The organism is Sinorhizobium psoraleae (assembly GCF_013283645.1).
Taxonomy (GTDB): domain Bacteria; phylum Pseudomonadota; class Alphaproteobacteria; order Rhizobiales; family Rhizobiaceae; genus Sinorhizobium; species Sinorhizobium psoraleae.
This window is the reverse complement of sequence record NZ_JABEKV010000002.1, coordinates 994,731-1,018,626: the sequence shown is the minus strand read 5'-3', so window position 1 is coordinate 1,018,626 and position 23,896 is coordinate 994,731. Positions and strand designations below refer to the sequence as shown.

22 protein-coding genes and 1 pseudogene are annotated in these 23,896 nt (G+C 62.6%); 12 read left to right on the top strand and 11 right to left on the bottom strand.

Annotated elements, in window-relative coordinates:
- Nucleotides 1–9: 9 nt before the first annotated feature.
- Nucleotides 10–324, bottom strand: coding sequence for a YkgJ family cysteine cluster protein (locus ILFOPFJJ_RS13530; RefSeq protein WP_173511045.1), 315 nt, complete (start codon nucleotides 322–324; stop codon nucleotides 10–12).
- 40 nt (nucleotides 325–364) lie between these two features.
- Nucleotides 365–1,171: a 2', 3'cyclic nucleotide phosphodiesterase SpdA gene (gene spdA / locus ILFOPFJJ_RS13525; protein WP_173511044.1), complete on the bottom strand. Its 807-nt coding sequence runs from the start codon at nucleotides 1,169–1,171 to the stop codon at nucleotides 365–367.
- A gap of 240 nt (nucleotides 1,172–1,411) precedes the next feature.
- On the opposite strand from spdA, the gene ILFOPFJJ_RS13520 reads away from it, so the two are divergent.
- On the top strand, nucleotides 1,412–2,446 hold the full coding sequence (locus ILFOPFJJ_RS13520; protein WP_173511043.1) for a proline racemase family protein: 1,035 nt from the start codon (nucleotides 1,412–1,414) through the stop codon (nucleotides 2,444–2,446).
- A gap of 42 nt (nucleotides 2,447–2,488) precedes the next feature.
- On the opposite strand, the gene ILFOPFJJ_RS36465 is transcribed toward ILFOPFJJ_RS13520, so the two are convergent.
- Nucleotides 2,489–2,803 carry a tetratricopeptide repeat protein gene (locus ILFOPFJJ_RS36465; protein WP_376741422.1) on the bottom strand — a complete coding sequence of 105 codons (315 nt, stop codon included), beginning with the start codon at nucleotides 2,801–2,803 and terminating at the stop codon, nucleotides 2,489–2,491.
- A pseudogene (locus ILFOPFJJ_RS36215) lies at nucleotides 2,804–3,349 on the bottom strand (SEL1-like repeat protein); the annotation flags it as partial.
- Between the two features lie 218 nt (nucleotides 3,350–3,567).
- Between ILFOPFJJ_RS36215 and ILFOPFJJ_RS13510 the strand changes: the two are divergent.
- On the top strand, nucleotides 3,568–4,185 hold the full coding sequence (locus tag ILFOPFJJ_RS13510; RefSeq protein WP_173511041.1) for a FecR domain-containing protein: 618 nt from the start codon (nucleotides 3,568–3,570) through the stop codon (nucleotides 4,183–4,185).
- A 113-nt stretch (nucleotides 4,186–4,298) separates the two neighbouring features.
- On the opposite strand, the gene ILFOPFJJ_RS13505 is transcribed toward ILFOPFJJ_RS13510, so the two are convergent.
- Both ILFOPFJJ_RS13505 and ILFOPFJJ_RS13500 read right to left on the bottom strand, forming a co-directional pair.
- The gene (locus tag ILFOPFJJ_RS13505) at nucleotides 4,299–6,170 is read right to left on the bottom strand and encodes a CHASE2 domain-containing protein (protein WP_173511509.1); all 1,872 of its coding nucleotides are present in this window, start codon (nucleotides 6,168–6,170) and stop codon (nucleotides 4,299–4,301) included.
- Between the two features lie 11 nt (nucleotides 6,171–6,181).
- The gene (locus tag ILFOPFJJ_RS13500; RefSeq protein WP_173511040.1) at nucleotides 6,182–6,886 is read right to left on the bottom strand and encodes a Crp/Fnr family transcriptional regulator; all 705 of its coding nucleotides are present in this window, start codon (nucleotides 6,884–6,886) and stop codon (nucleotides 6,182–6,184) included.
- A 263-nt stretch (nucleotides 6,887–7,149) separates the two neighbouring features.
- Between ILFOPFJJ_RS13500 and ILFOPFJJ_RS13495 the strand changes: the two genes are divergently transcribed.
- A complete protein-coding gene (locus tag ILFOPFJJ_RS13495) occupies nucleotides 7,150–7,590 on the top strand; it encodes a DoxX family protein (RefSeq protein WP_173511039.1) in 441 nt (146 codons plus the stop codon).
- 143 nt (nucleotides 7,591–7,733) lie between these two features.
- Here ILFOPFJJ_RS13495 and ILFOPFJJ_RS13490 read toward each other — a convergent pair whose 3' ends face one another.
- Both ILFOPFJJ_RS13490 and ILFOPFJJ_RS13485 read right to left on the bottom strand, forming a co-directional pair.
- Nucleotides 7,734–8,162, bottom strand: a complete 429-nt coding sequence (locus ILFOPFJJ_RS13490; RefSeq protein WP_173511038.1) for an RbsD/FucU family protein — start codon at nucleotides 8,160–8,162, stop codon at nucleotides 7,734–7,736.
- Nucleotides 8,162–9,394, bottom strand: coding sequence for an ROK family transcriptional regulator (locus ILFOPFJJ_RS13485; RefSeq protein WP_173511037.1), 1,233 nt, complete (start codon nucleotides 9,392–9,394; stop codon nucleotides 8,162–8,164). The genes ILFOPFJJ_RS13490 and ILFOPFJJ_RS13485 overlap by 1 nt, the downstream gene beginning before the upstream one ends.
- Nucleotides 9,395–9,783: 389 nt before the next feature.
- Here ILFOPFJJ_RS13485 and ILFOPFJJ_RS13480 point away from each other — a divergent pair, with 389 nt between their 5' ends.
- The 7 genes from ILFOPFJJ_RS13480 to ILFOPFJJ_RS13450 all read left to right on the top strand — a co-directional run bounded on the left by ILFOPFJJ_RS13480 (nucleotide 9,784) and on the right by ILFOPFJJ_RS13450 (nucleotide 16,521).
- On the top strand, nucleotides 9,784–10,809 hold the full coding sequence (locus ILFOPFJJ_RS13480) for a sugar ABC transporter substrate-binding protein (RefSeq protein ID WP_173511036.1): 1,026 nt from the start codon (nucleotides 9,784–9,786) through the stop codon (nucleotides 10,807–10,809).
- A 197-nt stretch (nucleotides 10,810–11,006) separates the two neighbouring features.
- Complete coding sequence (locus ILFOPFJJ_RS13475) at nucleotides 11,007–12,089, top strand: ABC transporter permease (RefSeq protein WP_173511035.1); 1,083 nt, start codon at nucleotides 11,007–11,009, stop codon at nucleotides 12,087–12,089.
- Nucleotides 12,089–12,871: an ATP-binding cassette domain-containing protein gene (locus ILFOPFJJ_RS13470; RefSeq protein WP_173511034.1), complete on the top strand. Its 783-nt coding sequence runs from the start codon at nucleotides 12,089–12,091 to the stop codon at nucleotides 12,869–12,871. The genes ILFOPFJJ_RS13475 and ILFOPFJJ_RS13470 overlap by 1 nt, the downstream gene beginning before the upstream one ends.
- A complete protein-coding gene (locus tag ILFOPFJJ_RS13465) occupies nucleotides 12,868–13,488 on the top strand; it encodes a nucleoside triphosphate hydrolase (protein WP_173511033.1) in 621 nt (206 codons plus the stop codon). The genes ILFOPFJJ_RS13470 and ILFOPFJJ_RS13465 overlap by 4 nt, the downstream gene beginning before the upstream one ends.
- Before the next feature lie 208 nt (nucleotides 13,489–13,696).
- Nucleotides 13,697–14,734, top strand: coding sequence for a dihydroorotase (gene pyrC, locus ILFOPFJJ_RS13460; protein ID WP_173511032.1), 1,038 nt, complete (start codon nucleotides 13,697–13,699; stop codon nucleotides 14,732–14,734).
- Between the two features lie 81 nt (nucleotides 14,735–14,815).
- Nucleotides 14,816–15,514 (top strand): orotate phosphoribosyltransferase, encoded by a 699-nt coding sequence (locus tag ILFOPFJJ_RS13455; protein WP_173511031.1) that lies wholly within the window; start codon nucleotides 14,816–14,818, stop codon nucleotides 15,512–15,514.
- Between the two features lie 80 nt (nucleotides 15,515–15,594).
- Entirely contained in the window at nucleotides 15,595–16,521 is a 927-nt protein-coding gene (locus ILFOPFJJ_RS13450; protein ID WP_173511030.1) for a carbohydrate kinase family protein, read from the top strand.
- A 78-nt stretch (nucleotides 16,522–16,599) separates the two neighbouring features.
- Here the strand turns inward: ILFOPFJJ_RS13450 and pgi are convergent, their stop codons facing one another.
- Together pgi and ILFOPFJJ_RS13440 are read right to left on the bottom strand one after the other, a co-directional pair.
- On the bottom strand, nucleotides 16,600–18,225 hold the full coding sequence (gene pgi, locus ILFOPFJJ_RS13445; RefSeq protein WP_173511029.1) for a glucose-6-phosphate isomerase: 1,626 nt from the start codon (nucleotides 18,223–18,225) through the stop codon (nucleotides 16,600–16,602).
- Between the two features lie 209 nt (nucleotides 18,226–18,434).
- Nucleotides 18,435–20,135 carry a long-chain fatty acid--CoA ligase gene (locus ILFOPFJJ_RS13440; RefSeq protein WP_173511028.1) on the bottom strand — a complete coding sequence of 567 codons (1,701 nt, stop codon included), beginning with the start codon at nucleotides 20,133–20,135 and terminating at the stop codon, nucleotides 18,435–18,437.
- A gap of 347 nt (nucleotides 20,136–20,482) precedes the next feature.
- On the opposite strand from ILFOPFJJ_RS13440, the gene ILFOPFJJ_RS13435 reads away from it, so the two are divergent.
- The gene (locus ILFOPFJJ_RS13435) at nucleotides 20,483–21,685 is read left to right on the top strand and encodes an MFS transporter (protein ID WP_173511027.1); all 1,203 of its coding nucleotides are present in this window, start codon (nucleotides 20,483–20,485) and stop codon (nucleotides 21,683–21,685) included.
- A gap of 180 nt (nucleotides 21,686–21,865) precedes the next feature.
- On the top strand, nucleotides 21,866–23,044 hold the full coding sequence (locus ILFOPFJJ_RS13430; protein WP_173511026.1) for an AI-2E family transporter: 1,179 nt from the start codon (nucleotides 21,866–21,868) through the stop codon (nucleotides 23,042–23,044).
- 184 nt (nucleotides 23,045–23,228) lie between these two features.
- Here ILFOPFJJ_RS13430 and ILFOPFJJ_RS13425 read toward each other — a convergent pair whose 3' ends face one another.
- Nucleotides 23,229–23,894, bottom strand: coding sequence for a phosphoribosyltransferase (locus ILFOPFJJ_RS13425; RefSeq protein WP_173511025.1), 666 nt, complete (start codon nucleotides 23,892–23,894; stop codon nucleotides 23,229–23,231).
- Between the last annotated feature and the right edge of the window lie 2 nt (nucleotides 23,895–23,896).

Below are 23,896 nucleotides of genomic sequence, written 5' to 3'. Positions count from 1 at the left end.
GCGCTGTAGTCAGGCGGCAGCGCCGAAATGCCGTGCACGCGCCATCAGGCATTCGTCGTCACCCGGCATGCAGGTCCGGCACACGATCGGTCGCACCGCGTAGATCTTGCAAGCGACGAAACGTCCAAGCGTGCCGTCAAGCGCCGTGCAGCGATCGTTCTCGCAACGCATGCCGCCGAGGTCGGCAGCGACATATTCCGCCGGAATGCGATCGAGCTCTTCGTCGGTTTCCAGCGAAAAGCGCGGCCAATCGGCCGAATAGGCACAACAGGCGCCGCAACTCTGGCAGTCGAAATCTGGGCTGGATGAAACGGAATGGCTCATGGCCCAGCCTAACACGAAGGCGGTGGCGTCGAAATGGCTGTTACGCCATCGCCGCATCGCGCCGGGCAATTTCGTAGTCTTCCGTGTGGACGAGGACGCCGTCATCCGTGACCAGAACGATGCCATAGGCTGCCGGTTCGTCGACGGAGAGCGAAGCGTCCGGCGTATCGAAGGGCATGGGCTGCTGATGAACCGGGCTCTTGAAGATCGAGAACGGAATGCCGCGGCTCGAGCCGCTGATCGTGCGATGAACATGGCCGGCGATGATGTGGCGCACATTGCCGTGGCGCTCCGCGAGGGCATAGAATTCCTGCCCGTTGATCAGGCGGATCATGTCGATGCCGGTGAAGCCGGTCACATGCGGAGGGTGGTGCATGAAGATCAGCACCGGCCGGTCGCCGGCCTCGCCGAGTTGCCGATCGAGCCACGCAAGGCGTCGTTCGCAAAGGTGGCCAGCATGGCTCACGGGGTAGTCGTAGGGCGGCGCAAACAGCGTGTCGAGCAGAATGGCGCGGCAATCGGCGAAATCGATCGCCTGCTGGACGAAGCCGTTCTCGTCTGTTGTTGCGTCGGAAAAAACATCCAGGAAAACCTCGCGCCGGTCGTGATTGCCAATCATCATCGCCGCCGGCGGGACGAGGTCGCCAACGAGCGCCTTCAGCCGTTCGTAGGACGGGCGGTCGGCCCGGTGCGTGAGGTCCCCGGCAAAAATCACGCAGTCCGTATCGGCATGATAGCGGTTGACGTGAGCGATCCCGTTGGCGAGTCGCCGATAGGGATCGAGCCCGATGATCGTCATGCCTTCGGGAACCATGTGCAGGTCGGTGAAGATGATGAACTTCGTCATGCGCGTTCCAGTGATGCTCCCGTTTTTCACGCTCCCGCGCGGGCGCGCGGCCGTCAAGCGGCATCTTTGGGTGAATGAACAGTGGGCGACGCGGGGCTGCAACCCGGCTACGTCGTCGTCCGTCTTGCGGTCGAAACGCGGAGGCTGTATGCATCGTTACCGGGTCTGATATATCAGACGAGCGCCGGCACCGGATTGAATGCGGTAAACGTCGGCAGACGCGATATCCGGAGATACTTCATGAGATGGAAGCGCACGATCCAGTTGCTGGATGTTCATTGCGAGGGCGAGATCGGCAAGGTGGCGATCGGCGGCGTGCCGAAGATCCCGGGAAACACGGTCGCCGAACAGCTGAACCACATCAATACGGTCGACGACAACCTGCGCCGGTTCCTCTGCCTTGAGCCGCGTTCCGGATCGATCGGCTCGGTCAACCTGCTCGTGCCGCCGAAGCGGCCGGAAGCGGATGCCGGCTTCATCATCCTCCAGGCGGATCAGGCCCATGCCATGTCCGGATCCAATTCGATCTGCGTGACGACCGCGCTGCTCGAATCCGGCATGATAGAGATGAAGGAGCCGGAAACCGTCGTGATTCTCGACACTGCAGCTGGCCTCGTCAAGGCGACCGCCACCTGCCGCGACGGACGGTGCGAAAGGGTGAAGCTCACCATGGTGCCCTCCTTCGTGCAGGAGCTGGACGTCGAGATCGAGACGCCGGAATGGGGCCGCATCAAGCTGGATCTCTGTTTCGGCGGCGTTTTCTACGCGCTGGTCGACGTACGCCAGATCGGCACGACGATCGAAAAGGCGAACGCGCGGCGGATCGTCGAAGCCGGCATGCTGCTCAAGGACCTCGTCAACCGCACGATCCCGGTCGTCCATCCCGAGATACCCGAAATCAGCGGCGTCGCCTATGTGATGTTCCGGGACACCGAGGCGGATGGAACGGTCCGAACCTGCACGACGATGTGGCCGGGCCGTGTCGATCGCTCTCCTTGCGGCACCGGCAGTTCAGCAAACCTTGCGACGCTGCATGCGCGCGGCCAAGTGAAGCCCGGCGACATCCTGAAATCCCGATCGATCATCGGTTCGGAGTTCGAGGTGGGGCTCGAAGGCGTTACGACGGTCGCCGGCAGGCCGGCAATCATTCCGACCATCTCAGGTCGGGGATGGACCTTCGGCCTCCATCAGGTGGCGCTCGATCCGTTCGATCCGCTCGCCGAAGGTTTCGCGCTAACCGATACCTGGGGGCCGCAGGCGGGCGAGATCCGTTGAGACCCGATCCCGCGGCGCTGTAACCGCGCGGAAATGGTTTCGTCATTTGCGCCGGTCCATCTTTGCCACCATAGCGGCGTGAAGGACGCTGCCCGTGGCGATCGGGTCGAGCTTTTGCTGACCAAACGGATCGCCGCGGTCGGCCGCCTGCCTGAACAGTTCCTGTGCGACGGCGGGATTGCGCCGCACGCCTTCACCGCTTTCGAACATCAAGCCCAGATTGACCATGGCATCGACATTGCCGCGCCGGGCGGCGAGACCGTAGAATTTTGCCGCCCCAAGATTGTCTTCCGGCACGGCCGTGCCTTCATCCAGCATTACCGCCAGGTTGAACGCGGCGACGTCGTCGCCGGCCAGCGACGCTCGTTCGAACCAGCGGATTGCCAGTGTCCCGTCGGTGACGGTGCCGACGCCGTCGCGATAGGCGACACCGAGATTGTAGGCGGCGAGGATGTTCCCGGCCGCCGCCGCCTGCTGATAGAGGCTAAATGCCATCTCCGCTTCGCCGGCCTCGGCGAGCAGGGCACCGTAATTCACCCTGGCCAGCGCATGGCCGTTGTGCGCGGCTTCCTCCAGAATTCGGCGCGACTGTATTTTCTGCCCAGCCCTGTCTAGAACGCGCGCGAGCTGGAACTGCACCCGCGCGTTGCCATTCTGGTTATAGGCCTCGCGGCAAGCAGAAAGCGCGATGCCGATCCGGATGTCCTCAGTGTCGACTGCCGGGAACGATCTGTTTCGTTCCAGGTCGAATTCGCTGCCCGCTTCCCGGTCGCATTGTTCGGCGGCAGTCAGATCGGCGGCACGCGCGGCGGGAAGCGCGATCGTAGCAAATGAAAGGAGCGTGATGACCGCCAGCTGAAAAACATTGGCGATGCGAACGCTCTGATTGATCCGGTTGTCCATCATGGTCTCCCTCGTACAGCCTCAATCCTAGGGCCGTCGCGATGCGACACCTGTTCCTCGGGAAACAGCAATGATCCCGGCCGGACGGAGAGTGTCTGGGTGAGGATCCGCGCCGGCCAAAGACGAGATGCGTCTTGCATCGCCGATGCGTGCGGTTATCCTCGGAGGCGCCGGAGGCTCGAACAGGGAGCGTTGCGAGAGGGCAGCGGGCAAGGCCGATGCGGCAGATACATGTGAAAAGGCGAGTTTTTGTTGGCGGCCTGATGCTGGCGGCCATGGCCGGCCGATTGGGGAATGCGGCCACCAATTCGGTGGTCGGCAAGGCGGAGAAGATTCGCGGCAACGTTCGCCGTCGGCAGGGAGAGGACGAGGCGCGGTTGGCTGTCGGCGGCTCCGTCCTCGACAACGACTATGTCCTGACGAGCACCAACAGCTTTGCCGATCTCGCGCTCAGCGAGACGCGCATCCTGCTCGGCCCGCAGACGGAACTCCTGATCGACAGTTTCATCGCCGAGCAGGGCGGCACGCTCGAGCTCGGTCTCGGCCGGATGGTCTTCGACCGGCCGGAAGGGCTTTCCAAGGTGGACGTGGCGGTGCGCACGGCTTTCGGGATGATCGGCGTGCGGGGCACGAAGTTCTTCTGCGGGCCGAGCCGGGCGGCCTTTGCCGTCTTCGTGGAGCGCGGGGCCGTGTCCGTCGAGGGTGGTGGTGTGACGCGCACGGTTACTGCCGGCCAGGGCGTCGACTTCGACCGGCCCGGTGCCGCACCCTCGGAACCGACGAATTGGGGGCAGGCCCGCATCCGGCAAGCCTATGCGAGCGTCGGGTTGCCGTAAAGCAATTCTAGGAAAAGTGTGGAACGGTTTTCCGTCCGGAATTGCGTGGTTTCAAGGAGTTAGAGGATTTCACTGGTTCAAGGAAGCTATGAAATCCCCTAACAGCCCCGCTCTCATTTCGCCTGGGATGGCAGGTCAGCGACCGTGAAAAGTTCCATCGGTCCGAAGCCGCGGATATCGTGGCGTCCAAGCGCCCGAAGCGGCGTGCCCGTTTGCGCCGCGGCCGCCGGTCCGATGCAGATTGCCGTTCCAAGGAATTTGTTCGCGTCCTGAAGCCTGGCGGCCAGGTTAACCGCGTTGCCATGCGCGGTGTAGTCGAGCTTGCCTCCGGCGCCCACCTCGCCGAGGATCGCGGGGCCGGTTTCGACGCCGATCCGGGTCCTGCCGAAACCGTTTTCTGCAAATTGCGGCCGCTGACGCATCTCTTCGGTCAATGCGTGGATCGCCACGGCGCATTCGATCGCCTTGTTGACGTGATCGTCGAGGTCCTCCGGAGCGTTGAAAAGCGCATGCACCGCGTCGCCGGCCACCTTGTCGACCATGCCGCCATGGCGGGAGACAAGCGCGTTCACTTCCGCGAAATAGATGTCGAGCAAAGCCACGAGTTCGCGAGGGCCGAGCTTGTGGGCGAGCGTCGAGAACCCCTCGATATCGGTGAAGAGCGCGGTGACGATGCGCTCCTCGCCGGCCACGCGTCCGGCATTCGGCTGGTCTATGTAGCGCGCCACGACGGACTGGGGCAGATATTGCGAAAATTTCTGCCGGGCGATCGCCTCCGCACGGCGTACGTGGGCTAGTTGCAGCGCACTCGTTACGACGAGCACTGAAACCAGCGCTGCCCCGATACCGACTGCATCGACGAGCCAGCCTGTTGCCGCGTAAATCGCGCCGGCGCTGGCAACGACAAAGAGCAGCGCGAGGAGGCCGAGGGCGAGTGTCGCGTGCGGCCGAAGTCGGATCGCGCCAAAGGCTGCGATCGTGCCGGCTGCCAGGCTGAACAAGGCTTCGGCGAATGGCAGCCCGTCATGCCGATAGGGAACGAAGCCGGTCATGACGGCGTTGGCGATGTCGGCGTGGATCTGTACCGAAGGCTCGAGCGGCATCGAGGCGCTGGGTCTCAGCCCGCCGAGGCTCGGCATGCTGCTGCCGATAAAGACCAGTTTGCCCGCGAGACGGCTTCTGTCGACCGTGTTTGCCATGATGTCGGCGGCCGAGAGCGTCCGCGCGGCAATCGCACCTTCCGAGCTTGCCACGAAACGCAGGTTGCCCGCCGAGTCGAGGGGGATGATTGCATGATCGAGCCGTAGCCAGGCAGGTTCGCCGCCGAGCACCGGGGTGCTGCTCCCGGCCGCGAGCCTTCCCGCTTCGATCCCGAGCGCCGGATAGGCGTCGTTGCCGAGGATCGCAAAAGCCTGCGCCCGCCGCACGCGAGCGTCCTCGTCGCCGACGAGAAAGCCGGCAGTGGCCGCCTTGGACCGGTCCATGAATTCCGGGCAGGATGTTTCTGCCCCCTCGATGAACCAGAGGTCGGGAACGGCAAGCCTGCGTCGCAGGGCGAGCGGAGGAACGGGGCGCGGATGCTCCAAGGCACGGTCGGCGGCGAGAAAGCCCAGAACGACGGGTGCATTTGCAATCGCGGAAGCAAGCGCGATGTTGCCGGCGGAGTCGGGCTCGCATTCGGTACTGAAGACGAAGTCGACCGCAATCGCCTTTGCTCCCGCCGTGGAGAGCCGCAATATCAGCGCGGCCGTGGCCGCCCGGTCCCAGTTTCCGGAGCCGAGCGCTTCATGGGCCTTGCGGTCGATATCGACCACGGTGATGTCCGGCGACCGCGGCGAGGTCACCCACTGCGTGAGATTGTCGAAGAAAAGTTCGCGTGGGGTTTTGAAAACGGTTTCGCCATAGAGATAGAGAAGCAGCGCCGCCGCCAGGCTTGCGATGATCCCGCCGAAGAGCGGGGTGACGCGATAGTGGCGGCGTTGCACGCTCAACCGACCTAGCCCTCCTCGGGATCGGCGACGCTCAGCAGTTTATCTACATTACAGCAAATGATGCCGTCCGCGCGCTTCAGCGCACCGCATTCCTCGAGCGACAGAATGGCGCGATTCACCTTTGGCCGGCTCGCGCCGAGAATGGCGGCGATATCGGTCTGGCTTAAGGTCAGGCGCAGATTGGCGCTGCTCGGAAGCTCTTGGCCGTGGATCTGTTTGAGCGTTGCAAGAAAGAAGCGGGCAACGCGGGCATGGAGGTCATAGAGCGCAATCGTTTCCAGCCGCTCCGTCGTATCGCGGAGCTGCGCGCAGAGAAAGCGGATCACCGCTTCGGCGATCTGTGGCCTATGGGTGATGAGATCGAGAAAGGCCTTCTTGCCGATCACGTAGCCTTCGGCTGCGGTGACCGCCGTCGCATCGGCCGACCGCGGCTGTCCGTCGAGCAAGGCCATTTCTCCGAAGAGCGAACCTGCCTCGTGCTGGCGCAGCATCAGTTCGCGGCCCTGCGGCGTGAACAGCGAAAGCTTGATGCGGCCGGACACCACGACGACCATGTAGTTGCCGTCGTCGCCGCGCTGGAAGATGACGGTGCCCGCGGGCCATTTTCGGTACGTGGCGATGCCGGCGAGTTCCGTCAGCGTCTCCTTGTCGAACTCCTCGAAAATCGGAAAGGATCGCCAGAAGGCGGGACTCCTGTTGACTTCGGTCATGAGATCTCCCCATACGCGTCCCCTTACAACGCGTTGAAATTCTTCGCCCAGTCCTTCCGTCGTTGCAACATAAAAAGAGCTGTATGGAAGGCGTTGGCGGCCGTGGGAAGCGGTCGGCAGGGGCGTGCTTTCAAAGCATCGGTTGACGATAAATCGTATCTGTCTCCCGATTGTGAACGATCTGTCGCCGGTTGTGCGGCTAGATGTTTTTGAAAATGCTGATATTTCTCCCTCTAACAAATTTCCAATCAGGAGCCTCGCGCATGTCTCAGAATGTCATCGTCCTTATTGGGCGCATCCTCCTTTCGATCATCTTCATCATGTCGGGTTTCGGCAAGCTGACCGATCCGACGGCAACCGCCGGCATGATCACCGGCGCCGGATGGCCGGCCGCAACCGCGCTCGCCTATCTCGCCGGCCTGTTTGAACTCGTTGCCGGTCTCGCCGTCCTCGTCGGCTTCCAGACGCGCATTGCGTCCTACCTGCTCGCCGCATTCTGCCTGGTCACCGGTTTCGTCTTCCATGGCGGCCCCATCAACGTTCCGGACTTTCCGCCGGCTGCCAACGGCCTGCTGACGGTCTTCAACCAGATCATGATGATGAAGAACATCACGATCGCCGGTGCTTTCCTCGTGCTCGCCGCCTTCGGTCCGGGCGCCCTTTCGGTCGACGCCCGCACTGGAAAGGTCCTCGCCACCGCATAAGGCGTGAGGGAAAGTTTCCGACAAGCCCGAAAAACCCGCCGGCCGCTCCGGCGGGTTTTTGCATTGTGGCGTGAGTTAGAGCAATTCCAGGAAAATGCGTAACGGTTTCCGTCCGGAATTGTGTCGTTCCAGAGAAAACGAACCTAGGGGTAAATGACGCCCTTGCGCAAAATGACGTTGCCGTAGAGGCGCGGCTCGCTGGTCTGCACCACCGTGTGTGCCGCCTTTACGCGCGGATAGAAATCGGCGCCTAACAGCGGCACGACGTTGCGTGTCGGCTCATGCTTGCCGCAGCATTCGATGATTTCGCGATGCACCGGGTCGAGCGCATGCTTGTCCTGTTTGACAGTGGCGCGGAAGATCGCCTCGGGTACGAAATCGTCGATCGGCAGGACACTCAGGATCGCATCGAGCACCGGGATGAGGCCATGTCCGTCGAGACGAACCAGGCGACGCGCGTGCTCCTCGCCCGGATAATTGCCGTCGACGAGCGCGATCTCGTCGCCATGACCCATTGCTCTCAACGCCGAGAGAAGTTCCGGGCCGAGCAGTGGGTTTATTCCTTTCAGCATCAACTAAGCTCCTTGAAAAGGACATTGGTGTCCAAGAGATAGCGGGAAAACAGCGGGAGGCTTGCCCCGCCGATCGCCCGGGCGTGGCTTCCGACCGCGCCTTCAACGAGATCCGGAACCGTCACGCCCTGCAGGTCGAGCGTTTGCAGCGCCCGGCGCGTCGCCGCAAGGATGCGCGCCCGAACCCAGGGCGGGAAACCACCATCGATGACTGCCGCCGAGAAATCGATGATCGAGGCGGCGGAGACCACGGCTTGGGCAAGGGCCGCCGCCGTGTCCTGGATCCAGATTTCCAGCGGTTCGCCGAAGTCGATCCAGTCGTCTGCGGAATACCAGAGCGGCTGCGGATCGATGCCGCGCTCGCGCAGCAGGTTTTCAAGCACGAAGACCGAAGCGATCTTCAGCAATTGCGTGGATTTGCCATCCTTGCCCGAGACCGGCAACGGGCCGACAGCTCCGGCGGTCCCGGTCCGTCCGGAAAAGAGGGCGGAGTTGAGGACGATGCCGCCGCCGATGAACGAGCCGATATAGAAATAGACGAAATCGGGGTAACTCGAGCCGACGCCGAAGGCGAGCTCCGCTCCGCAGGCACTCGTTCCGTCGTTCTGGAGAAAGACCGCATGGGGTACCCGCGCGGCAACGGCCGCCTGCAGGTTCGTATCACGCCACCGATCCATCTCCTCCCGCGGCGCGCCGACTTCCTCGGCCCAGTTCCAGAGTTCGAACGGGGTCGCAATGCCGACGCCGGCGATGCGCGCGCGCTGCTCGGGCGCGAGTTGCCGCTCGAGCTTTTCGATGCCGCCGACGATGAAGGTGACGAGATCCTGGGGCAGCGGATAGGTGTGGATCTGATGCAGATGCAGCCGGATATTGCCGACGAAATCCATCAGCACCAGGTCGGCGCTGCGGCGGCCGATCTTGACGCCGAACGAGTAGACCGCATCCGGATTGAGGCGCATCGGGATCGAGGGCTGGCCGACGCGGCCACGTACCGGGGCGCCGCGGATCAAGAGGCCATCGCGCTCAAGCGCGCGCATGATGACGGAGACGGTCTGCGCGGAAAGGCCGGAGCGTCGGGCGATATCCGCCTTCGACAGGCTGCCGTGGCGGCGGACCAGCGACATGACGAGCCGTTCGTTATAGGCGCGCACGCGTGTCTGGTTCGCTCCGCCGCTTGGGTCGACCACATCCGGTTGCGTCGATCCCCCGCGGGAATCGTGTGTTATCGACATGCCACCGTCTCCTCCCGTTGGCACATTGCATGATTCCTTAAATCGGGAACCGATTTGAGGGAAAATCACGCTGCAAATTCAAAGTTCTACAGCGATCCTTGCGCGTCTGAGCGGATGCGAGGCGCTGTAGATGCTCGCTTGGCGCGAATCTGTTGTTTCCACTTCAGGTCGATCTGTCAATTTGCCGGACGGTCCGGGGTTCCTCCAAGCTCGTCCCGAGCCTAAGAATGCCACAACGGAATAATAATTCAATTTGATTTATTTATTGACACCCAGAAAGTTTGGTGTTTGACTTACCTTCGGAAGCGCCGTCCGCAGGAGGAGAATGCTGCGGCGACGAAGCCCGAAGCCGGGATGCCGGCACGTTTTTCAATCCTTGGGAGGATTACATGAAGAAAACTGTTCTTTCCGCTGCCTTTGCGGCACTGGCGCTCGGAGTTGCCTTCGCTTCGCCGTCGCAGGCCGCCGACGTTTCGGCCTGCCTCATTACCAAGACCGACACCAATCCCTTTTTCGTGAAGATGAAGGAAGGCGCCACCGCCAAGGCCCAGGAACTCGGCATGACGCTGAAGTCCTACGCAGGCAAGATCGACGGTGATTCCGAAAGCCAGGTCGCGGCAATCGAGACCTGCATTGCCGATGGTGCCAAGGGCATCCTGCTGACGGCGTCCGACACCAAGGGCATCGTGCCGCAGGTGCAGAAGGCTCGTGAGGCCGGCTTGCTTGTCATCGCGCTCGACACCCCCCTCGAGCCGCTCGATGCCGCTGACGCGACCTTCGCGACGGACAATCTGCTCGCCGGCAAGCTGATCGGCCAGTGGGCGGCCGCGACGCTGGGCGACGCCGCCAAGGATGCCAAGGTCGCCTTCCTCGACCTGACACCTTCGCAGCCGACCGTGGACGTGTTGCGCGACCAGGGCTTCATGATCGGTTTCGGCATCGACCCGAAGGACCCGAACAAGATCGGTGACGAGGACGACCCGCGCATCGTTGGCCACGACGTCACCAATGGCAACGAAGAGGGTGGTCGCACCGCCATGGAGAACCTCCTCCAGAAGGATCCGACCATCAACGTCGTGCATACGATCAACGAGCCGGCCGCCGCTGGTGCCTATGAGGCGCTGAAAGCCGTCGGCCGCGAAAAGGATGTGCTGATCGTTTCAGTCGATGGTGGCTGCCCGGGCGTCAAGAACGTCGCCGACGGCGTCATCGGCGCGACGTCGCAGCAATATCCGCTGATGATGGCCGCGCTCGGCATCGAGGCGATCAAGAAATTCGCAGACACCGGCGAAAAGCCGAAGCCGACCGAGGGCAAGGACTTCGTCGACACCGGCGTTTCGCTCGTCACCGACAAGCCGGTTTCAGGCGTCGAGTCGATCGACACCAAGGTCGGCACGGATAAGTGCTGGGGTTAATTACCTCGGCGATCCGGTGACCATGTACAGGGAAGGGCGGCCCCGGCCGCCCTTCGCATAAGCGCCGAGATCTTTGACATGGCGCGGAAAACCTGCGCAGTTTTTAGAGATTGCTGAAACTCGCCGAAATCATCGGCGGGGCCGCATCCGGCAGCAATGCACCCCCCTTGGGAGTGGGGTTCACGGGAGGAGTCTCCATGGGCGAGCCAAACACAGCCGCACAATCATCCCAGGAATTCGAAAAGGTCCTGGTCAACAGTTCGACGGAGGTGGCGTCCTTCGATACACACGACAAGACGCCGCTTCAGAAGCTGCAGCATTTCCTTCATTCAAGTCCGGCCGCCGTACCGTTGATCGTGCTGGTTCTGTCGCTGATCGCCTTCGGCGCCATCCTCGGCGGCAAGTTCTTTTCCGCCTTCACGATGACGCTCATCCTGCAGCAGGTGGCGATCGTCGGCATCGTAGGTGCCGCGCAGACGCTCGTCATCCTGACGGCGGGCATCGATCTCTCGGTCGGCGCCATGATGGTGCTGTCATCGGTGATCATGGGGCAGTTCACCTTCCGCTACGGCCTGCCACCAACACTATCCGTTCTCTGCGGTCTCGGCATCGGGGCGCTCTGCGGCTTCATCAATGGCACGCTCGTTGCGCGCATGAAGCTGCCGCCCTTCATCGTCACGCTCGGCATGTGGCAGATCGTGCTCGCCTCCAACTTCCTCTATTCCGCCAACGAGACGATCCGCGCCCAGGATATCTCCAACAACGCGCCGATCCTGCAGTTCTTCGGTCAGAATTTCCGCATCGGCAACGCCGTCTTCACCTACGGCGTCGTCGCCATGGTGCTTCTCGTGGCCCTGCTCTGGTATGTGCTCAACCGCACAGCCTGGGGACGCTATGTCTACGCGGTCGGCGACGACCCCGAGGCGGCCAAGCTCGCCGGCGTCAATGTCAAGGGTATGCTCGTCACCATCTACACGCTCTCGGGTCTCATCTGCGCGCTTGCCGGCTGGGCCCTGATCGGCCGTATCGGATCGGTCTCGCCGACGGCAGGCCAGTTCGCGAATATCGAATCGATTACCGCCGTGGTGATCGGCGGCATCTCGCTCTTCGGCGGTCGCGGCTCCATTCTCGGCATGCTCTTCGGCGCATTGATCGTCGGCGTCTTCTCGCTCGGACTTCGCCTCATGGGCACGGATCCGCAATGGACCTATCTCTTGATCGGCTTGCTGATCATCCTCGCCGTTGCAATCGACCAGTGGATCAGAAAGGTAGCAGCCTGATGGCACAGGAACCCATTCTCACCGCCCGCGGTCTCGTCAAGCGCTACGGTCGCGTGACCGCTCTCGACCACGCCGATTTCGATCTCTACCCGGGCGAAATCCTGGCCGTGATCGGCGACAACGGCGCCGGCAAATCCACGATGATCAAGGCGATCTCCGGCGCCATCACCCCTGACGAGGGCGAGATCCGGCTCGAGGGCCAGCCGATCCATTTCCGCTCGCCGATGGAAGCCAGGAAGGCCGGTATCGAGACGGTCTATCAGAATCTCGCCCTGTCTCCGGCGCTATCGATCGCCGACAACATGTTCCTCGGCCGAGAGATCCGCAAGCCCGGCATCATGGGCAAGTGGTTCCGCTCGCTGGACCGTGCGGCCATGGAAAAACAAGCGCGGGCAAAGCTCTCTGAACTCGGCCTGATGACGATCCAGAACATCAACCAGGCGGTGGAGACCCTGTCGGGTGGCCAGCGCCAGGGGGTCGCCGTCGCCCGCGCCGCCGCCTTCGGTTCCAAAGTGGTGATCATGGACGAACCGACGGCGGCGCTCGGCGTCAAGGAAAGCCGGCGGGTGCTGGAACTGATCCTCGACGTTCGCCGCCGCGGTCTGCCGATCGTGTTGATCTCGCACAACATGCCGCACGTCTTCGAGGTGGCGGACCGGATCCATATCCACCGCCTCGGCCGGCGGCTCTGCGTCATCAATCCGAAGGACTATACCATGTCGGATGCGGTGGCCTTCATGACCGGTGCCAAGGCGCCGCCTGGAGAGGTTCTTGCCGCATGAACCTGCATGCCCTGAGGGATGAGATCCTCCAGCGGGCGGCCGGCGCCGCCCGTTTCATCGTTGCCATAGCCGGTCCACCGGGTGCCGGCAAATCGACGCTCGCTGAAGTGCTTGCCGAGGCTCTAGCGGAAGCCGGCGAGAAGGCGGCGGTACTGCCGATGGACGGCTTCCACATGGACAATGCCGTTCTCGAAGAAAAGGGACTGCTTGCCCTCAAGGGCGCGCCCGAAACCTTCGACTTCAGGTCGTTTCTTTCGACGCTCGCTGCCGTTAGCGCCAACGACGGCGAAGTCCTCGTGCCGATCTTCGACCGCTCGCGCGAGCTGGCAATCGCCTCTGCGCGGGTGATCGCGCCGGAAACGCGCATCGTTCTCGTCGAAGGCAACTATCTGATGCTCGACGAAGCGCCGTGGAACAGACTAGAAGGGGCCTTCGACCTTTCGATTTTCATCGATCCCGGCCTCGATATGGTCGAGCAGCGATTGCTGAAACGCTGGTACGATCACGGCTATGACGACGAGACCGCGAGGATGAAGGCGTTCGGCAACGACATCCCGAATGCCCGTCGCGTTATAGGCAACCGCCGGCCGGCCAGCCTCGTCATCCGGGATTTCTGAGGGATGGGCTCGGAGCGGGATGAGGAAAAGTGTGCGCGGTTTTCCGCACGCATCCCGCTCTGCACTTTTCGAATCACCATTGTGTTTTGCGGCGCAATGATGATATCGAGGCGCGGTTTCACCACATGAAGTCCCGTTCATCGAGCGCATCGACCGGCCAGCGCGCCGCTCGCGCCGATCGGACGCGAGCATCGGGAGAACGCTGACCATGCAAGACCTCGTTATCCGCCGCCCGGACGATTGGCACCTTCACCTGCGCGACGGCGGCATGCTGCGCGGCGTGATCGCGGACACGAGCCGCCACTTTGCCCGCGCCATCATCATGCCTAATCTGGTGCCGCCGGTCGTGACCACCGCCGATGCGGCCGCCTATCGCGAGCGCATTCTCGCCGCCGTTCCCACGGAGCATCGGTTCGAGCCGTTGATGACGCTCTATCTGACCGAAGGCACCGACCCGGACGACGTCGAGACCGGCCACAGGCGTGGCCTCGTCAAGGCGGTCAAGCTCTATCCGGCAGGAGCGACGACCAACTCGCACAGCGGCGTTCGCGACATCGAGAAAGCGATGCCGGTGCTGGAGCGCATGGCCGAGATAGGTTTGCCGCTCTGCGTCCATGGCGAGGTGACGACCGCCGATGTCGACATCTTCGACCGCGAAGCGGTGTTCATCGAAACCGTGCTCGACCCGCTCCGCCGGCGCCTGCCCGAGCTTCGGGTCACTATGGAGCACGTAACGACCAAGGATGGTGTCGACTACATCAACGCGTCCAAAGCCAATCTCGCCGGCTCGATCACGACCCACCATCTGATCATCAATCGCAATGCCATCCTCGTCGGCGGTATCAAGCCGCATTACTACTGCCTGCCGGTCGCCAAGCGCGAGAAGCACCGCCTGGCGCTGCGCGCGGCGGCGACGTCCGGAGATGCACGCTTCTTTCTTGGCACCGATTCCGCGCCCCACGTCGATCCGCTGAAGGAATGTGCCTGCGGTTGCGCCGGCATCTATACATCGATCAACACCATGAGCTGCCTTGCCCATGTCTTCGAAGAGGAGGGGGCGCTCGATCGTCTGGAGGCCTTCGCATCGTTGAATGGTCCCTCCTGGTACGGCCTGCCGGTGAACGAGGAAACGATCACGCTGCGCAAGCAGGAACAGCCGGTCCGCTATCCGGCCAAGGTTGAGACCGAGGCCGGCCCGGTCACCGTTTTCGATCCGATGTTCCCGCTTTATTGGGCCGTCGTCTGATTGACGAGGGTTGTTTTGCCGCGTGACTGAATCCGAAAACCGGTTCCCGCTTTTCGGGGTCACGCCAGGAAGGAGAGATTGATGTTTTCCAACGCGTTCACCGACAAGGCGGTGATGGCTGAGCTGGTCGCGAAAATGCTCTGGGAGATCAAGGCGGTGCATTTTCGTGCCGACGAGCCTTACAAGCTGTCCTCCGGCATGGCGAGCCCTGTCTACATCGACTGCCGTAAGCTGATCTCTCATCCGCGCATCCGCTCCGCGGTGATGGATTTCGCCGCCGCGACGATCCTCCGCGAGGCCGGTTTCGAGCAGTTCGACGTGGTCGCCGGCGGCGAGACGGCCGGCATCCCCTTCGCCGCCATGCTTGCCGAGCGCCTCGGCCTGCCGATGATCTATGTGCGCAAGGCGCCGAAGGGCCATGGCCGCAATGCCCAGATCGAGGGTCATATGCCGGAAGGCGCGCGTGTTCTGGTCATCGAGGATCTGACGACCGCCGGCGGTTCGATGTTCAAGTTCATCGATGCGATCCGCGCGGCCGGCGGTGTGGTCGACCACGGCATCGCGCTCTTCTACTACGACATCTTCCCGGAAGCGCGGGCGGACATGAAATCGAAGGGGGTCGACCTGCACTTCATCGCGACGTGGCGCAACGTATTGGCGGTTGCCCGCGAGCAGGCGCTGTTCGACGAGAAGACGCTGAACGAGGTCGAAGCGTTTCTCAACGCTCCGCTCGCCTGGTCCGGTCGCAACGGCGGCGTCAGCGCGCTTGCGGCCCAGTGAGCTTTCGCTGGCTTTGGCGAGAGATCTGATTTAAATCGATTGAATAATCGAAGGAATGGTCGTTAAGGGAGGAAATGCCGATGATCGTTTGTTGCGGGGAAGCCTTGATCGACATGCTGCCGCGCGACACGGCGGCCGGGGAGAGCGCCTTTGCGCCCTATGCCGGCGGAGCGATCTTCAATACCGCCATTGCGCTCGGGCGGCTCGGCATCCCGACCGGCTTCTTCACCGGCCTTTCCGACGACATGTTCGGCGATATCCTGCGCGTTACACTGAAAGCCGCGAATGTCGATTTCGGCCCTTGCGCGATCCTTCCGCTCCACACGACGCTTGCATTCGTGAAGCTCGTCAATGGTCACGCGAGCTACGCCTTCTTCGACGAGAACACCGCCGGACGGATGATCACCAAGGATCATCTCCCGGCGCTCGGCGAATTCTGCGAGGCACTGCATTTCGGTGCGATCAGCCTCATTCCCGAACCGTGCGGCTCGACTTACGAAGCCTTGATGATGCGCGAGCACGAAAAGCGCGTGATCTCCTTCGACCCGAACATCCGTCCCGGCTTCATCAAGGATCGCGAGGCGCATCTCGGCCGCATGAACCGCATGGCGGCGATGTCGGACATCATCAAGTTTTCCGATGAGGACCTCGCCTGGTTCGGCATGGAAGGCAGCCATGACGAGCTTGCTGCCGAATGGCTGAAGCGCGGCCCCAAGCTGGTGCTGATCACCAAGGGTGCCGATGGCGCGGTTGGCTATACCAGGAACCACAAGGTCGAAGTCGCCGGTGAACGGGTGACGGTCGTCGATACGGTCGGTGCCGGAGATACTTTTGATGCCGGCGTGCTGGCGTCGTTGAAGCTCAACAACCTGCTGACCAAGAACAACGTGGCAAATCTCAGCGACGCCGCAGTCCGTCAGGCTTTGGCGCTCGGCGCCAAGGCCGCGGCCGTTACCGTCTCGCGCGCCGGCGCAAATCCGCCGTGGCAATACGAAATCGGGCTGTGAGCTTTTCCGGGGCGTCCCGCCTCTCGGCGCGGATACCTGAAAGCTGAAGGGGCGCCATCGCTGGCGCCCTTTTGTTGCTCAACGCGCGGCCTTCAGCAAGGCTGCGACAAGACCGGCGGTCGATGAATCGTGGCCTTCGGCGCTTTCCTTGCCTTCGACCACCGGCAGCAATCCGGTGGCCAATTCCTTACCGAGCTCGACGCCCCATTGGTCGAAGGAATTGATGTTGAAGAGCGCACCTTCGACGAACACGCGATGTTCGTAGAGGGCGATCAGGCGACCGAGCGCGAAGGGATCGAGCTGGTCGTAGACGAAGGTGAGAGACGGCCGGTTTCCGGTGAAGACCCGATGCGGGGCGATCTTGTCGGCCTTGGCGTCATCCATTCCCTTCGACGTGAGCTGCGCCTTGGCTTCGGCAAGCGTGCGGCCCTTCATCAAGGCTTCCGACTGCGCCAGGCAATTTGCCATCAGCAACTGGTGCTGGTGACGCAGGTCCTTTTCGTGGCCATTGCCAGCGATCATGAATTCGGCCGGGATGATGTCGGTGCCCTGGTGGATCAGCTGGTAGAAGGCGTGCTGGCCGTTGGTGCCCGGTTCGCCCCAGACGACGGGGCCGGTCGAGAATTCGACCGGTGTGCTATCCATCGTGACGCCCTTGCCGTTCGATTCCATGTCGAGCTGCTGCAGATAGGCTGGGAAGCGCGCAAGGCGCTGGTCGTAGGGCAGGATCGCGCGCGACGGATAGCCGAGCACGTTGCGATGATAGAAGCCGATCAGGCCGAGCAGCATCGGAATGTTCTGACGCAGCGGCGCTGTGCGAAAATGCTTATCGATCGCGTGGCCGCCGTCGAGGAAGCTTCCGAAATTTTCCTTGCCGATCGCGATCATCAGCGGCAGGCCGATCGCCGACCAGATCGAATAGCGCCCACCGACCCAGTCCCAGAAGCCGAAGACGCGTGCCTGATCGATGCCGAAGGCGGCAACCTTGTCGAGCGCGGTGGAGACGGCAGCGAAGTGATGCCCGACCGCCGCTTCGCCGAGCTTGTCGGCGATGAAGGCGCGGGCAGTTGCCGCATTGGTCATCGTCTCGATCGTGGTGAAGGTCTTCGAGGCAACGATGAAGAGCGCGGTTTCCGGATCGACGAGCTTCAACGTGTCGGCGATATGCGCGCCGTCGATGTTGGAAACGAAATGCAGCCGTGGACCGTCGTGGAAGGGGCTGAGCGCCAGCGTCGCCATCACTGGGCCGAGGTCGGAGCCGCCGATGCCGATATTGATGACGTCGGTGATCTCCTTGCCGGTGGCGCCCTTCAAAGCGCCCGAACGGACGCCGTCGGCAAAGGCACCCATCGCGTCGAGTACCGCGTTGACGTCGGGCATCACGTCCTTGCCGTCAGCGAGGACCGGTCGGTTGCTGCGGTTCCTGAGCGCCGTGTGCAGCACGGCGCGGCCCTCGGTCATGTTGATGATATCGCCGCGGAACATGGCGTCCCGCTTCTCTTCTACCTTCGCCGCCTTTGCGAGCGCTTCGAGCCCATCGAGAATCCGGTCGTTCACCGCGCATTTCGAATAATCGAAGAGTAGGTCGTCGAGCGTCGTGCTGAAGCGGGAGAAGCGGTTCGGGTCGGCCGCGAAGGCGGCGCGAATGTCGGTTGCATTGGTCTCGCGTGCAGTGGCTTTCAGGTGTTCGACAAGCGCTTTCATCGCAGGCTCCTTGCATCGGAAATTGGCTGCGATAGCTAGTCGGTTTGTTTGCGGTAAATCAAGGGCATGTGTGCGCTGCAGCGAAAAAAGGCCGTGCGCGAGGGCCTTCGCTGCGTCGCGCGCGATGAGGCCCCTTGCCGCCTGCCGGACCTTCTCCCCGCGAGCGGGCAGAAGGTTAGGATGAGGAGCAATCAGGGCCGACGCTGCTGCTACCCGCGCAAATCCTTGCGCAGGATCTTGCCGACATTCGACTTCGGCAACTCGGTGCGAAATTCCACGTGTCTCGGCCGCTTATAGTTGGTGAGGTTGGCGGCGCAGTGGCGCTTGACCTCCGCCTCGGTGAGATCGGGATCCTTCCGTACGACGAAGAGCTTCACGGCCTCGCCCGAATGCGGATCGGGGATGCCGATGGCGGCACATTCGAGGATGCCCGGGTGGGTTATCGCGACTTCCTCGATCTCGTTCGGGAAGACGTTGAAGCCGGAAACGAGAATCATGTCCTTCTTGCGGTCGACGATTTTCGTCAGCCCCTCGGAGTTCATGAAACCGATGTCGCCGGTGCGGAAAAAGCCGTCCGGCGAGATCGCTCTCGCCGTCTCGTCCGGCCGTTGCCAGTAGCCGGCCATGACCTGCGGGCCACGGATGCAGATTTCGCCGATGTCGCCGACGGGCAGCGTGTTGCCGTCCTCGTCCCGAATCTCGACCTCGGTGGAGGGGAGCGGCATGCCGATCGTGCCGGTGAAATCGCCTGTATCGAGCCGGTTGGCGGTGGCGACCGGGGAGGTCTCGGAAAGCCCGTAGCCTTCATGGATCGGGCAGCCGGTCATCGCCAGCCAACGCTCGGCGACCGGCCGCTGCACGGCCATGCCGCCACCAAAGGTCAGCACCAGCGACGAAAAGTCGAGCTTCTTGAATTCGGCGTTGTTCATCAGCGCGTTGAACAGCGTGTTAAGGCCGGGGAAGATGTTCGTCCGGTACTTGCCGAGTTCCTTGACGAAGGCGGGAATGTCGCGCGGGTTGGGGATGAGAATGTTGTTGCCGCCCGTCGAGAGGCCCATCAGCGAATTCACCGTCAGCGCGAAGATATGATAGAGCGGCAGCGCGCACATGAAGGTGAGGTTTTCCGGGCGCGCCTTGCGCCGGAAGGCGGTTTCCAGCCACAGCTCCATCTGCGCCATGTTGGACAAAAGGTTGGAATGGGTGAGGGTGGCGCCCTTGGAGACGCCGGTGGTGCCGCCGGTATATTGCAGGAAGGCCACATCGGACGGCGCCAGATGGGGTTTCGTGAGGCTCAGTTTCGCACCCTTGGCAAGTGCGGTCTTGAAGGAGATATGTCCCGGAATCGACCAGTCGGGCACGAGTTTCTTGACGCGCCGCACGACGAGATTGACGATTGCTCCCTTGACGCCGAGCATGTCGCCCATGCTGGCGACCACCACATGTTTGACGGCCGTACGGGCGACGACCTGCTCGACTGTGTGGGCGAAGTTCTCGAGCACGAAGATCGCCTTGGCGCCGGCATCGACGAGCTGGTGCTCGAGCTCGCGCGGCGTATAAAGCGGATTGACGTTGACCACCGTCAGGCCTGCACGAAGGATGCCGTAGACGATGACCGGATTCTGCAGGATGTTCGGTAGCATCACTGCGACGCGATCACCCTTGGCCAGGCCGAGCGATTGCAGCCACGCGCCGATCGCGGCCGAATGCGTGTTGAGAGCGGCGAAGGTGAGCGACTTGCCCATGCAGGTGAAGGCCGGGCGCCAGGAATATTGCGCCACCGCATGATCGAAGAACTCGCCGATCGAGCGGTAGGGCAACGGGCCGATTTCGGCCGGCACGCCTGGCGGATAGGACTTGAGCCAGATTTTCCCTGTATTGGAACCCGCCTGCTGCGCGCTTGCTTCCGCCATGATCTCTCTCCCTCTGGTCGCCAGTGACCGGCCGTGCTCACGGCGAAGAAAAATCCCTCCCGACCTTCCTCTCCGTCGAAGATGAAGCTTTTACAGCGTCTCTTCAAGCCGTGAATCCGCTTATATGACTTTGACGTAAACGTCAACAATGGCGGCGACTTGATGCACCGGCAGAACGCACGAGATTTTGATATGCGCCGCAGCATAAATCCTTGCGGCAGCTGGCAAACAATTTATATTGCACCGCAATAAACCTCCCTGCGGCATCGTCGGTGCCGACGCCGTTCGCGGCATTTCCAGATATCGATTTTCGAGCAGCGGTTGAAGTGCCGCAGCAAGGCTGTTCCATGTCCGACGACGTCCTCCCCTCCACAGCTGTCATGCCACGCAGCAGGGTGTCGGCGGCAGAAATCGCGCTCGCAGTAGGCGGGTTCGGTATCGGCACCGGCGAATTTGCGATCATGGGTCTGCTGCCTCAGGTCGCCGAAGATGTCGTCGTTTCGGTACCGGAAGCCGGCGCCGTGATCAGCGCCTATGCGTTGGGTGTGGTGGTCGGTGCGCCGTTGATTGCCGTTCTTGGCGCCCGCTTCGCCCGCTTTCACGTTCTTCTCGTCCTGATGGCACTGTTCGCTCTTGGCAATTTTGCAAGCGCCGCGGCCCCGGATTTCCACACGCTGATCGCGGCGCGGTTCCTCGTCGGGCTGCCCCACGGCGCCTATTTCGGTGTTGCGGCGCTCGTCGCTGCCGGCCTCGCCGCGCCCAACCAGCGGGCGCGGGCGATCGGCCGGGTGATGATGGGGCTGACGATCGCCACGCTTTTCGGCACACCGCTCGCCGCGTGGTTTGGCCAGGCGCTTGGCTGGAGGACCGCCTTTGCCCTCGTCGGCGGCATCAGCCTGCTGACCATGGTCCTGAGCTGGCTCCACGTGCCGCGGGACAGGGGTGACCCTCAGGCAACGCCGCTTCGGGAACTCGGCGCGCTCGGAAGGTTGCAGGTCTGGCTGCTGCTCGGCATTTGCGCCGTCGGCTGCGGCGGCATGTTCGCGGTCTTCAGCTACATCACGCCGGCGCTGACGGAAGTCGCAGGCGTCTCCCTTGCGAATGTGCCGATCATGCTGTCCGTATTCGGGGCTGGCATGATACTCGGCAACATCGTCGGCTCGCGGCTCGCCGACTGGTCGTTGCTGCCGGCGATCGGCATTGCGATCGCCTTCAACATCTTCGCCTACATCCTGTTCTATTTCACCATGACGAACCAGTGGATGGCGATCGTCAACGTGCTGTTCATCGGCGGCGGTTTCGCCGTCGTGCCCGGCGTGCAGACGCGTCTGCTGGACGTGGCGGGCAAGGCGCAGACGCTGGCCGCAGCCCTCAGCCACTCCGCCTTCAACCTCGCAAACGCGCTCGGCGCCTGGCTCGGCGGTGTATCGATCGCAGCAGGCTACGGCTGGACCTCGACGGGGCTGGTCGGTGCTGTTCTCGGTCTTGCCGGTTTTGCCATCTCCTTCGTCTCGGTTCTTGTCGACCGCAGAGGGCGGCAGGCAGCATAAGTTTACGAAGAGACCGAATTTTCGCGCGACGATCTTGAGTACGCCTAAATTTTTCTGTCATGTCCCGCCGCTAACGTCCGCGACCATCCCCTATCCATCGGAAACTGAGTGTCGACGCAGCAGATGGGCTGGCAAGGTCCGGGGTTTCATGTAAGGTTTCTAAAAGACGGAGGATGACAGGTGCAATTGGGCAATCGTGAGCGAGAAAACCTTCCCGCGGAGCCGAGGCTCTTCGGGCAGCCGGCCCATTCACGCTCTGCCCTTGTCCTGCCGATCTCGGCTGCCCGCTGGCTGCTCGTCCTCGTACTGTTGGCAGGCGTCTATTTCTTCCATGGCTTCGTGGTGCCGGTGCTCGCCGCCGTCGTCATAGGCTTCGCGAGCTGGCCGATTTACCGTCGGCTGCTCCAGGCGGTCGACGGCAACCGCACGCTGGCGGCAACGATCGCCATCGTCGCCGTGGTCGCCTTCATCGTGGTGCCGATTTCGATCACCGCGGTCTATGCGGTGGACGAAGTGCGCGATTGGCTCGTCTGGGCGGTCGAAACCAATGCCAACGGGGCGCCGGTTCCCGCCTGGCTGACGACCATACCGGCGGCCGGCAGTTGGCTCGGAGAGCAATGGGTCAAATATGTCGGCCATCCGGGTGCCCTGGGCGAACTGGTGCAGCTCGTCAGCGGCTCCAACATCGGCAATATCTATCGCGGCGTGCTCGTGATCGGCGCGTCCGCCTTCCAATCCTTCCTGACGCTGCTCTTCATGCTGATCACGCTGTTCTTCGTCTATCGCGACGGCCAGTCCTTTTCGAAGCAGCTCGACCATCTCGGCGAGCGGATTTTTCCGATGCGCTGGGAGCGTCTGTCCCGAGTGGTGCCGCTGACGATCAGTTCGACGGTGACCGGCATGGGCATCATTGCAATCGGCGAAGGCATCGTTCTCGGCGTCGCTTACTGGCTGGCCGGTGTCCCGTCGCCGGTGACGCTCGGTATCATTACCGGCATCATGGCAATGGTGCCCGGCGGCGCACCCCTCTGCTTCACGCTGGTGTCGATCTATCTCGTGGCGAGCGGCTCGCCGGTGCAGGGGGTCGCGCTCTTTACCTGGGGCACGACAGAGCTGTTCATCGTCGACAAGACGCTCAGGCCGAAACTCGTCGGCGGACCGATCAAGTTGCCTTTCCTGCCTACCTTCTTCGGTCTGATCGGCGGCGTGAAGACAATGGGCTTCCTCGGTCTGTTCGTCGGCCCCGTGCTCATGGCGCTCCTCGTCGCCATCTGGCGGGAATGGCTGCACGAAGTGACCACGCAGCCCGAGCCGCCGGCCGTCAACCAAATCTCGCGGGGCGATGTGTCGGTGAAGTGACCGTTGCCGCAGGTCGCGACTCAGACGAACGATCGACAATCAGCCGAGCGAAATACCGACAGTCGCCCTCGTCCCTCGTCTACGCAGTGCGTTGCCGGAGCGCCCGGCGGGCGTCGCCAAGGGCTGAGGGGCCGCAGCGATGACGCCTTCGGCGCGGGCGTGACGATCGGCCGTTACTAGTTGCTCAAGCCTCGCCTTCGCGAGCCTCTTCGAGCAGCCGAACGACCTCTTCGTCCGATGTCTGGTCGAAGTCGATATAGTGGATGCCGACAGCCCGGAACGGATCCGGTGTTTGCAGACAGATGACTTCGTCGGCCTCCGCTTCGAGTTGCTCGAGGGCCTCGCCGGCTGCGACCGGAACAGCAAGAATGATCTTGCCGGTTCCCGCTTTGCGCAACGCCTTCAATGCGACCTTGACAGTGCCGCCGGTCGCGACGCCATCGTCCACGACGATCACCGTGCGGCCCTCGGTTGGTGTCGGAGGTCGATTTCCTTGATAGATCTCGCGCCGCCGCTCGATCTCGGCGAGTTGGCGGCGGCTTTCGGCCTCGATGTAGGCAGCCGAAGGATTGACGATGCGCATCGCCTCCTCGTTGTAGACGAATTGCGGATCATTGCCGTCCACCACAGCGCCGATGCCGTATTCGGAATGTCCAGGCGCGCCGATTTTGCGCACCAGAACCAATTCGAGCGGTGCGTGCAAGGCCTTGGCTATCTCGAAAGCCACGGGCACGCCGCCGCGCGGCAATGCCAGGATCAACGGCTCCGACTGGGCATGTTTCGCCAGAACGTCCGCGAGTTGCCGTCCCGCATCCCGGCGATCTACAAATTTCCGCGGGGGATAATCCATGA

Bases quoted from the DNA above. Each gene is read 5' to 3' on its own strand.
- pgi (WP_173511029.1), bottom strand. From the start codon at position 18,225: ATGAAAGCGCTTGTCGAACACCTGAAAGCCACTGCACGCGAGACCAAT.
- ILFOPFJJ_RS13495 (WP_173511039.1), top strand. From the start codon at position 7,150: ATGTCTCAGAATGTCATCGTCCTTATTGGGCGCATCCTCCTTTCGATC.
- ILFOPFJJ_RS13490 (WP_173511038.1), bottom strand. From the start codon at position 8,162: ATGCTGAAAGGAATAAACCCACTGCTCGGCCCGGAACTTCTCTCGGCG.
- ILFOPFJJ_RS13455 (WP_173511031.1), top strand. From the start codon at position 14,816: ATGTTTTCCAACGCGTTCACCGACAAGGCGGTGATGGCTGAGCTGGTC.
- ILFOPFJJ_RS13500 (WP_173511040.1), bottom strand. From the start codon at position 6,886: ATGACCGAAGTCAACAGGAGTCCCGCCTTCTGGCGATCCTTTCCGATT.
- spdA (WP_173511044.1), bottom strand. From the start codon at position 1,171: ATGACGAAGTTCATCATCTTCACCGACCTGCACATGGTTCCCGAAGGC.
- ILFOPFJJ_RS13450 (WP_173511030.1), top strand. From the start codon at position 15,595: ATGATCGTTTGTTGCGGGGAAGCCTTGATCGACATGCTGCCGCGCGAC.
- ILFOPFJJ_RS13485 (WP_173511037.1), bottom strand. From the start codon at position 9,394: ATGTCGATAACACACGATTCCCGCGGGGGATCGACGCAACCGGATGTG.
- ILFOPFJJ_RS13475 (WP_173511035.1), top strand. From the start codon at position 11,007: ATGGGCGAGCCAAACACAGCCGCACAATCATCCCAGGAATTCGAAAAG.
- ILFOPFJJ_RS13530 (WP_173511045.1), bottom strand. From the start codon at position 324: ATGAGCCATTCCGTTTCATCCAGCCCAGATTTCGACTGCCAGAGTTGC.
- ILFOPFJJ_RS13425 (WP_173511025.1), bottom strand. From the start codon at position 23,894: ATGGATTATCCCCCGCGGAAATTTGTAGATCGCCGGGATGCGGGACGG.
- ILFOPFJJ_RS13465 (WP_173511033.1), top strand. From the start codon at position 12,868: ATGAACCTGCATGCCCTGAGGGATGAGATCCTCCAGCGGGCGGCCGGC.
- ILFOPFJJ_RS13470 (WP_173511034.1), top strand. From the start codon at position 12,089: ATGGCACAGGAACCCATTCTCACCGCCCGCGGTCTCGTCAAGCGCTAC.
- pyrC (WP_173511032.1), top strand. From the start codon at position 13,697: ATGCAAGACCTCGTTATCCGCCGCCCGGACGATTGGCACCTTCACCTG.
- ILFOPFJJ_RS13480 (WP_173511036.1), top strand. From the start codon at position 9,784: ATGAAGAAAACTGTTCTTTCCGCTGCCTTTGCGGCACTGGCGCTCGGA.
- ILFOPFJJ_RS13520 (WP_173511043.1), top strand. From the start codon at position 1,412: ATGAGATGGAAGCGCACGATCCAGTTGCTGGATGTTCATTGCGAGGGC.
- ILFOPFJJ_RS13440 (WP_173511028.1), bottom strand. From the start codon at position 20,135: ATGGCGGAAGCAAGCGCGCAGCAGGCGGGTTCCAATACAGGGAAAATC.
- ILFOPFJJ_RS13435 (WP_173511027.1), top strand. From the start codon at position 20,483: ATGTCCGACGACGTCCTCCCCTCCACAGCTGTCATGCCACGCAGCAGG.
- ILFOPFJJ_RS13510 (WP_173511041.1), top strand. From the start codon at position 3,568: ATGCGGCAGATACATGTGAAAAGGCGAGTTTTTGTTGGCGGCCTGATG.